At 58.0% G+C, this 8,005-nt stretch carries 7 protein-coding genes; 5 read left to right on the top strand and 2 right to left on the bottom strand.

The window, feature by feature from the left end; genetic code table 11:
* Positions 1-440 precede the first annotated feature (440 nt).
* Positions 441-1,196: an SDR family oxidoreductase gene (locus HRU92_RS19845; RefSeq protein WP_127754467.1), complete on the bottom strand. Its 756-nt coding sequence runs from the start codon at positions 1,194-1,196 to the stop codon at positions 441-443.
* 121 nt (positions 1,197-1,317) lie between these two features.
* Between HRU92_RS19845 and HRU92_RS19840 the strand changes: the two genes are divergently transcribed.
* Together HRU92_RS19840 and HRU92_RS19835 are read left to right on the top strand one after the other, a co-directional pair.
* On the top strand, positions 1,318-2,244 hold the full coding sequence (locus HRU92_RS19840) for a LysR family transcriptional regulator (RefSeq protein ID WP_127754466.1): 927 nt from the start codon (positions 1,318-1,320) through the stop codon (positions 2,242-2,244).
* A gap of 713 nt (positions 2,245-2,957) precedes the next feature.
* A complete protein-coding gene (locus tag HRU92_RS19835; RefSeq protein ID WP_173089062.1) occupies positions 2,958-3,503 on the top strand; it encodes a GNAT family N-acetyltransferase in 546 nt (181 codons plus the stop codon).
* 280 nt (positions 3,504-3,783) lie between these two features.
* Here the strand turns inward: HRU92_RS19835 and HRU92_RS19830 are convergent, their stop codons facing one another.
* Positions 3,784-4,710: a LytTR family DNA-binding domain-containing protein gene (locus tag HRU92_RS19830; RefSeq protein WP_248307274.1), complete on the bottom strand. Its 927-nt coding sequence runs from the start codon at positions 4,708-4,710 to the stop codon at positions 3,784-3,786.
* Between HRU92_RS19830 and HRU92_RS19825 the strand changes: the two genes are divergently transcribed.
* The 3 genes from HRU92_RS19825 to chrA all read left to right on the top strand — a co-directional run bounded on the left by HRU92_RS19825 (position 4,663) and on the right by chrA (position 7,740).
* The gene (locus tag HRU92_RS19825; RefSeq protein ID WP_173089058.1) at positions 4,663-5,148 is read left to right on the top strand and encodes a DUF2306 domain-containing protein; all 486 of its coding nucleotides are present in this window, start codon (positions 4,663-4,665) and stop codon (positions 5,146-5,148) included. The genes HRU92_RS19830 and HRU92_RS19825 overlap by 48 nt on opposite strands.
* Before the next feature lie 367 nt (positions 5,149-5,515).
* On the top strand, positions 5,516-6,334 hold the full coding sequence (locus HRU92_RS19820) for a sulfurtransferase/chromate resistance protein (protein ID WP_173089056.1): 819 nt from the start codon (positions 5,516-5,518) through the stop codon (positions 6,332-6,334).
* A 2-nt stretch (positions 6,335-6,336) separates the two neighbouring features.
* The gene (chrA, locus tag HRU92_RS19815) at positions 6,337-7,740 is read left to right on the top strand and encodes a chromate efflux transporter (RefSeq protein ID WP_173089054.1); all 1,404 of its coding nucleotides are present in this window, start codon (positions 6,337-6,339) and stop codon (positions 7,738-7,740) included.
* The last annotated feature ends 265 nt before the right edge of the window (positions 7,741-8,005 follow it).

Below are 8,005 nucleotides of genomic sequence, written 5' to 3'. Positions count from 1 at the left end.
ATCAAGCGCGCCATCGCTGTCGCCGGCGTGGTGCCAATCCTCCAAGCTTTAAGGGGATGAAGCGGTCCCGCTGGTGCCAACGCATCACGCTCAGGCCAGACGCCGCCGCGAGTTCTCACACAGCCTCGACCCCATTTCTGCCGTTCGAGCCCACTTTGCAGCTACCGATAAGCGGACGGCATTCGGCATCAGCCTAGCAGCACTGTAGTTGCTGCTGAACGTATTGCTGGAGAGCAGCATGGTCACAGCAGTCGACATACAAATACGTCAGCTAGCCACCGGGTCGTCTTTCATTGCAGAGGCGTGGAGGTCGGCTGGGCCAATCGATTCCGTACAGCATCGCGGTCTCACCTTCAGACACTGATGTCACACTAGTCAACGTGTCGCTTTTACCGGCAAGCCGTAAAGGCGAGGACGCCTAGAGACATGGACCACTGCCACTAAATCTGCGCCAATCCACCATCGACAAACAGGTCCGCGCCGTTCACGAAGCTCGCCTCGTCTGAGGCGAGGAACAACACGGCCCTGGCAATTTCCTCGGGCTCACCAATGCGACCGAGCGGGATTTGGCTGGCCAGATGATCGAGCATGCTCTGCTGGGCCGTCGCATCAGGACCAGCAAGATCGACTAGGCCAGGCGTCCGGACTGGGCCGGGGCTTACGACATTAATGCGAATGCCGCGGTCCTTGACGTCGAGGATCCAGCTGCGAGCAAAATTGCGAATGGCGGCTTTGGATGCGCTGTAAACGCTGAAAGCCGCGGTGCCCATGATGCTGGTAGTCGAACTAGTCAGAACGATAGAGGCGTTATCGGCCAGAAGCGGAAGAGCTTTTTGCACCGTGAAGAGCACGCCCTTAACATTCCGGTTAAACGTATCGTCGAAGTCCCCTTCATTAATTTCGCCAAGAGACTGCATCGCGCCACCACCGGCGTTAGCGAACAATATGTCGATCCGGCCTTTATGCGCTTTTATACTATCGAAAAGCTGATCAAGGTCTTTCATGTTGGAAGAGTCCGCCTGAATGCCAACAGCGTTGTCGCCGATCGCGGCTACTGCGGCGTCGAGTTCTGCCTGTCGACGGCCGGTAATAAATACGAACGCGCCTTCCTGTGCTAAGGCCTTTGCGGTCGCGAAGCCTATGCCAGATGTGCCGCCTGTTATGACAGCGATTTTTGCGTCAAATCTCTGGTGCATGATAGATCCAGTCCTTAGGGTAAGTTCTGGGCAGGATTTAGAGCCGCCATCCTATTGCTTAAAGATCGTAGTTTTGATTTCATTATGCACGGTCATGCATAGTCAGAATTAACTTGGACTCATGGATCAGCTTCTGGCACTTCGAACTTTCGTGCGCATCGTCGAGGCCGGCACATTCGCCAAAGCTGCCGACCAACTCAACCTACCGCGGTCAACGGCAAGCAAGCTGATCGCTGACCTTGAGGCCTCTCTCGGCACGAAGCTGATCCAGCGGACAACCCGCAAAGTCGCCGTGACTCCAGAGGGCGCCGCATATTATGAACGCTCCAATCGGCTGATCGCCGAACTGGAGGACATGAATGCGGCGGTGAGGCTAAACCAGGCGCAGCCGAAGGGTCGACTGAGGATCGATATCGTATCGCAGTTGGCAAATTGCGTACTGATCCCCGCATTGCCGCAGTTCCGCGACCTTTATCCCGATATCGAACTCTATTTGGGTATCAGTGATCGCCCAGTTGACCTAATTGGCGAAGGCGTGGATTGCGTCATCCGTGGCGGTGAATTGGGTGACACCTCACTGATCGCTCGCAAGATCGGCGAGCTTGATTATGTGACCTGCGCCAGCGCCCGCTATATTGAACGCCATGGCATCCCCAAGCACCCGTCCGATCTTGATCGGGGGCATGTCAGCCTGAACTATTTCTCGTCGCTAACGTCTAAGCCTTTTCCGATGCTCTTTCACCGGAGCGGCGAGGAAATCGAAACAGGCGGCGACGCACAGGTGGCCGTCAATGAAATCACTGCCCATTTGACGGCAATCAAGGCTGGCCTCGGCATCGGCCAGACGTTCGGTGTTATGGCGCAACCTTTTATCGAGGACGGAAGCTTGATACCGCTTCTCACAGATTGGACGCGGCCGCTGCATCCTCTCCATGTCGTTTATCCGCCCAACCGGCACCTGAATGCTAAATTGAGAATATTCGTGGACTGGGTGTCCGAAGTGTTCAAGGCTCGCGGTTCCAAGTTAGTTATGACCGAAGAAGAATAGCGCACGCCGGCATAGGCAGTGTACACTTTTGAACGCGAGCCCAGTCTTAATTACCAAAAGCAGGCATAAAAATGCCGGAACGTAGCGATCCCATTTCTATCGTTCCAGGCTAACTTGTGGTTTCCCGAGAAGCCGCCGTTCGTATGAATGGGAGCCATACAACGTACATCTCTGTTCCGTGAAGCTTTGTTGCGGAGAGCAGGCGAGCGTACGCCCCACGTCACGTTGTGGCAATGAAACCTGACGCAAGAAAAGGGCATTGTGACGCACCCCTGACTTAGCCAACGACGTCCGGGGCCGTTTGCAGATCGAGCGCCGTCGTCGGGCAGCTAACACCTAACTGTTCAACGATGCCGCCGGCGACCTACTCTATTGGCGCCTTCTCATCACCAGTGAACGCTCTGACAGCCGCTTTATCGATGGCTTAGTCAATGTTATTATTGCCGGGCTTCTCTCTGCAATCGTTAGATAGCACAGGATTCTTCAAGCCATGGGCAACTGGATCTCAGCTTTTCCACTCGGGAAAACTAAAGCAGACCTTCCGCAACCCACCCCTTCCTGCACATAGGGGCAGTGGCCGACACCGACCCCATTTCAGACGTCATAGTCGACAATAGCACGCTCGAAAGCTGCCGCTTCCATGCGAGAGAGCAGTTGGAGCCGCTCTGCGCATGGGTTAGCTTTTACAGGGCACCCCATGACACTGGACGCCCATGCAGATCACCACAGCGCGCTTAGTTCTCCGGCCATTCCGTCTCGGAGATCGTCGTGCCAATGCCGAGATTTTCGCCGACAGCGATGTTCGGCGGTTCTCGCTCGGCATATTGGGCGCTCAGGCAGCCAACGAACGCGTCGAGCGATCAATCTCCGAGTATAAAAGGTTGGGCTATGGAATGCTTGCAGTCGAAGACAAGCGCGATGGCACCTTCATAGGAACTCTGGGGTTGACGGGCTTGGGCCCCTCCTTGAGGGATGCCATTCCATCACGACCTGAACTTCAAATCGCCTGGCAGTTGGCGAAACGTGTGTGGGGGAAAGGCTTGGCAACCGAGGGCGCTCAGGCAGTGCTGGAATATGCGTTTCATGTCCTGCGAAAACCCGATGTCGTCGCCATAACTGCGCAGATCAACATGCCGAGCCGACGAGTTATGGAGAAAATAGGTATGGTGCACCAGCCGACCGAGGACTTCTTACATCCAGAGATGCCGAGCGGTCATCGGCTCAGGCCCCATGTACTGTACAGGGTCGCTCGTTGTTGAGGACATCGAAGCGAACAGTTGATCCATGTGGTAGCCGGTTGGCGCACTATGTCCATGCCGATCCACGCCCTTTATCCTTTGTGACATATGATGCCACGCCGAGTGACTGCCGTCGTCCATTTCCTAGCCCGCCGCATGCAATTGCTGGATCGCTGATCGGGCGTTCAGAACGACCATCGGATCGCCCTAACGAGCCCAAGCTGGAATGGCGCCAAATCGTTCCGCGAGAAAGCCGAACACCACTCTGGTGTGCCGTCTCAGGCAGAGCGCCAGTGATTAGCTAGTTCAGAGTGGCGCGAACTGAAGGAAGGTACGACCGGGAGATGGGCAGCAGGTTCCCTGCCGTAGTTTCAACCATTGTCTTGCCGTTTACCCGCCGAATGGCTCTGACCGCGTCTTTAGCCACCCAGTGGGAGCGGTGTATCTGCAACCCTGGCACCCCGTCAGTTTCCCTGATCGCATCGGCCAACCGCATCAGCAGCAGCGCTTTGCCCCGGGCGGTGAAGACCTCGACATAATGATCCGCCATTGACAGGTGCAGGATTGGACCTCGCAGTTCATGGGGGAGTCGTTCGATGAGCAAGGGACCAGCCGAGACGGTGGGATCCACTTCGGCGGTTGTTGTATTCGTTGAACGGACGACCTGCATCAATGCTAGCAAGGCGGTGCATATCGCAAGGCAATATGGATACAGCCACAGGGCGTCCGAAAGCGGAGAACGCTGGTCCGGAAGCAACTCGAGATTAAGCAAGACTACTACCAAGGTCACCGGTACAGACGCGCCGAGCCCCTGCACGACAATGCTCCACCCGTACGGTTTGCGCGCTGGGAGGACAGCATGGGACAGTGCGATCGCACCAAGCAAGCCCGCGCCATAGGTGCAGTACGCGATAGCTAACCAATAGATTAGCCGCAGCGGTAGATTGAGGACCTCGAAAGTGCTGAACGGGCCCGCAAAACCGGCAACCATTCCGACCGCGCCCATGATGCTTAGAGCTGCCCGATCAGTGTAGGTCATGCGCAGTTCACGAAGCGCGAATTGCAGTGGCGTGTACTTCACGAAATATTTGCGCCCCTCGCGCAGGTCCGGTTGGCTCTCCTGCCAAACCGCAGCTTCTAAAAGGCACTTGATAGCTCTCTTGAGAAGAAAAAGCCATTTATGGACACCACACCCATCATCGCCTCGAGCCTGGCCATACAGATCCATGCGCTTAGTGCACTCGCCGCGGTGCTGCTCGGCACAATCGTTTTGTTTGCGCGCAAAGGTACTCGGCTTCACATGCGACTTGGACGCATGTGGGTCGGGGTCATGGTAGTGGTAGCCCTAAGTTCATTCCTTATTTCCGAGATGCGCATGTTTGGCCCCTATAGCCTGATCCATGCGCTTTCGGTCTTGACGCTGGTCTCGTTGATAGTCGGGATAGTTGCGATAAGGCGGGGTAACCTCAAGGCACACCGCTTCATTATGATTAGTTTGTACGTATTCGCCCTGGTGCTTACTGGCGCCTTCACACTTCTGCCGGGCCGCCGCATGCATGCTGTCATCTTTGCAGACGGTGGACAAACGGCCGCGGTGCTAGCCACTCTCATTGCAACGTTGATTGGCGTCCTGCTGCTTGTCCGGCGCAGGTATTCTAGAGCCTAGAAGGTCGCCGCTCCATCAACAACGCAAGCTGGCGGCAAACTAGCGAGCTGGGGCTGTCCCCCATGCTGACCTTGGGGGCTCCCAGGGCAGACCAGCTGCAATGCCCTTGGCACCTTTCATCAACGAGCTTCTGACCAACGCTGCCAAGCTTGCGGGCGGCAGGATAGGCGGCAAAGTGAGCATGGAGCTTCGCCACTGCCACCAGGCTGGGAACTCGTTATTCACGCCAACGGCCCTAGCCACGCCAGCGGCATATTGACAACGACCTGACACAAACGTCACTCTCGACCCATGGGGATCGCGATCTCCCCACGAGGCGTCAGCCGAAGTATCGCGTCCACGCCATGACCTCTTGCAAGGACGCGCCATGTCTTCGACCACGACGATATCCGTCGACAAGCTCTCACGCCTGATCGGCACGCCAAAGTCCCCACGCATCATCGATGTCCGAACCGACGCCGCTTTCGCGGACGACCCCCGCCTTATACCGAGCGCCATCCGCCGCGACGCCGACACCATCACCACCTGGGTGGAGAGCTTCCGGAACGGAAGCGCCATCGTGATCTGCCGGCACGGACATGACCTGAGCCATGGCGTCGCCGCCTGGTTGCGTCAGGAGGGTATTCCCGCCGAAGTTCTGGAAGGCGGGCACGCCGCGTGGGCCACCGCCGGCAAGTCGATGGTCCCGGAGACGGTGTTGCCGCCCCGCAACCCAAATGGGCGAACGGTCTGGGTCACGCGCACGCGCCCCAAGATCGACCGCATAGCTTGTCCCTGGCTGATCCGTCGCTTCGTCGATCCGGACGCGATGTTCCTGTTCGTCACTTCATCGGAAGTCTCTGCGGTCGCGGAGCGGTTCGGAGGTGTGCCCTTCGATATCGAGGGCGTCTTCTGGAGCCATCGAGGCGAGCTCTGCACGTTCGATGTCATGATAAAAGAACTCGCACTGACCTTCGAGCCCTTGAACAGGCTCGCGACCATCGTGCGGGCGGCTGACACGTCCCGTCACGAGCTGGCGCCAGAGGCCGCCGGCCTGGTCGCCGCCTCTCTTGGATTGTCGCGCATGTATACAGACGACCTCGAACAGCTCGATGCTGGGATGCTGCTTTACGACGCCTTTTATCGGTGGGCGCGGGACGCGAGCGAAGAAACGCACAACTGGCCCGCTGGCAAGTCGAGGTCCTGATCATGGCTGGCATCCAGACCAATTCGCCCGCAGGAGAAAGCTACCGTCCCGGCGTCTCCATTCCATTTGGTGAGGCCGTGAAGGTTTGGGCGCGGATCGCCGCTTTGAGCTTTGGTGGACCGGCCGGCCAGATCGCCTTGATGCACCGTATCCTAGTCGAGGAGAAGCGCTGGATCGGAGAGCACCGGTTCCTGAATGCGCTCAACTATTGCATGCTGCTGCCGGGACCGGAGGCGCAGCAGCTCGCGGTCTATATCGGCTGGCTCCTGCACAAGACCAAGGGCGGGCTCGTTGCAGGTCTGCTGTTCATCCTGCCGGGCTTTGTGGCTATCTTGGCCTTGAGCTATGTCTACGTGGCGTTGGGCCACCTCGATGCCATCGAAGGGTTGTTCTTCGGGCTCAAGGCTGCGGTACTCGCCATTGTGTTGCAAGCCATGGCAAGGATCGGCAAGCGAGCCCTCAAGAACAGGGTTATGGTCGGTATTGCTGTCGCCGCTTTCGTGGCGATCTTCGCTTTCGACATTCCCTTTCCCATCATTATCATCGCTGCCGGAGCGATCGGGTATTTAGGCGGTCGATCTGGGTCCCCGTTGTTTCGGGTCGGTGGGGGGCATGGATCAGGCAAGGGCCCGGTCTTCGAGGACGCCAATTCTTTGCTGGGCGAAGCAACGCCTGCGCATGCCCAGCCGAACCTGAAGTGGTCGCTGTCCATTTCGGCAACGCTGCTCGCGCTCTGGCTGGTGCCGGTACTGGCGCTCGTTGTTACCCTGGGCCCGCAGAACGTCTTCAGCCAGATCGCGGTGTTCTTCAGCCAGATGGCGGTCGTTACCTTTGGTGGCGCCTATGCAGTGCTGGCCTACGTAGCCCAGGAGGCGGTCCAGAACTACGGATGGCTGAGGCCAGGCGAAATGTTGGACGGGCTCGGCATGGCCGAAACGACGCCGGGGCCGCTGATCATGGTCGTCCAGTTCGTCGGCTTCCTCGGCGCATTCCGCGATCCGGGCGCGCTTCCGCCCATTGTTGCTGCAACCCTTGGCGCGATCCTCACCACCTGGGTCACATTCGTCCCGTGCTTCCTTTGGATATTCCTTGGCGCTCCGTTTATCGAGCAGTTGCGGGGTAACACCGCCCTAACCGGCGCCCTGTCCGCCGTAACTGCAGCGGTGGTCGGCGTCATCGTCAACCTTGCAGTCTGGTTTGCTTTACACACTCTCTTTGCCGACCTCGAGATTTGGCGCGGATTGGGAGTAACCCTGGAGCTTCCTGCCCTCAATACAGTGAGTGTGCCGGCGCTGATCCTGACGGTTGCGGCAGTCCTAGCCGTATTCCAATTCAACGTCGGGACACTGTGGGTGCTTGGAGCCTGCGCGGTCGCAGGTGTCGGATGGCAGATGTTCGCCGTTTAGCTCTCGACACGTGGATCAACTATTCCTGTGTCTGCTTCCCGAACGATCCCTCCCCACAGCAGACTGTCAGCAATCCACCCCAAATTGGGCGTCCGCGGGCGCTAACCCGGATGTCGGCTTTCAGAAAAAGCCGAAGCTGATGCGATCGGCCGAAATGAGGCGCACACCCGCCTCAACGAGTCGTCTGATTGCGAAAGATGCTCGAGAAGGAACGTCCGGATACCTGTAAGAACACCGCTCCAGCGTGATAGGGCCGGCGCTAGGG

This window comes from Devosia sp. 1635, from assembly GCF_013185955.1.
In the GTDB taxonomy this organism is placed as follows: Bacteria; Pseudomonadota; Alphaproteobacteria; order Rhizobiales; family Devosiaceae; genus Devosia.
Note: the sequence above shows the minus strand (reverse complement) of the source record. Positions and strands in the feature narration are given on the sequence as shown.